The organism is Streptomyces sp. NRRL B-1347 (assembly GCF_000720325.1).
Classification (GTDB): Bacteria; Actinomycetota; Actinomycetes; order Streptomycetales; family Streptomycetaceae; genus Streptomyces.
On sequence record NZ_JOJM01000234.1, the window covers coordinates 1 to 1,170 of the forward strand.

Here is a 1,170-nt window from a genome sequence, read left to right on the forward strand (position 1 = left end):
TACTCATCTTGAACTCGCGGGTTCCAGTCGCTGACGTTTCATGATCCTTGCGGTATGTCCGAGTTGTGAGGTACGCGGATGGCGGTGGCCTGACGCCGAAGGAGCAGGCCGATCGGGAACGCCTGCGGCTGGAGGCCGCGGAGCGGTTTGAGCGCGGGGAGAGGAACGAGGACATCGCCCGCGCATTTCGGGTCTCGGAGCGGTCGGTGCGCAAGTGGCGGCGTGCCTGGCGCGAGGGTGGGACGGAGGCTCTGCGCTCGAAGGGGCCGATGTGCCGGGAGAAGCTGACGCCGCTGCAGTGGGAGCGGCTGGTAGCGGAGTTGAAGCGGGGGCCACTGGCGCACGGTTTCAAGGACGACCAGCGCTGGACGCTGAAGCGGATCAAGCTGCTGATCGGCCGGTTGTTCCACATCGGGTACACGGTGGAGGGGGTGTGGAAGCTGCTCAAGCGGCACGGCTGGTCCTGGCAGGTTCCCCTGCGCCGGGCCGTCGAGCGGGACGAAGACGGCATCGAGGCCTGGAAGACCGAGGTGTGGCCGGAGGTAAAAAAGTAGCGGCGGAGTTGGGCGCGACCGTCTGTTTCGAGGACGAGTCGGGGCAGGACCTGAGTCCGCCACGGGGACATACGTGGGCGCCGCGCGGGGAGCGTCCGGTGGTGAGTGTGCGCGGCAGGGGGCACGGCCGGGTCAACGTGGCCGGCGTGGTCTGCTACCGCAAGGGCTGCCGCTCGCACTTCTTCTACAAGCTCCACGTCTACCACGGCCGCAAGAACGAGCCCAAGAGCTTCACCTGGCAGGACTACCGCGACCTGATCGTACTGACGCACCAGCAACTGCGGACCCCGCTCGTGTGGTGCTGGGACAACCTCAACGTGCACCTGATGCAGGAGCTGTTCGACTTCGCCGAGGAGCATCGCGAGTGGCTGAGGATCTTCCAGTTGCCCAGTTACGCACCCGAGTTGAACCCTGCCGAAGGCGTGTGGTCGCTCCTCAAGCGGGCCATCGCCAACTTCGTCGCCACGAACCTCGTCGGCCTCGAACGCATCGTCAAGCGCAAGCTCAAGAAGCTCCAGTACCGCCCCGACCTAATCGACGGCTGCTTGATCGGGACTGGGCTGCTCATCGCTGCGGAGGAGCTCGCAGAGCCGGAACCCGCGAGTTCAAGATGAGT

At 65.7% G+C, this 1,170-nt stretch carries 1 protein-coding gene; it reads left to right on the top strand.

Translation table 11 applies throughout. The features are described from left to right. Positions 1 to 65: 65 nt before the first annotated feature. A protein-coding gene (locus IG74_RS54990; RefSeq protein ID WP_420710062.1) for an IS630 family transposase occupies positions 66 to 1,168 on the top strand; the annotation gives its coding sequence in 2 pieces (ribosomal slippage) (positions 66 to 515 and positions 518 to 1,168; 1,101 coding nt in all). The last annotated feature ends 2 nt before the right edge of the window (positions 1,169 to 1,170 follow it).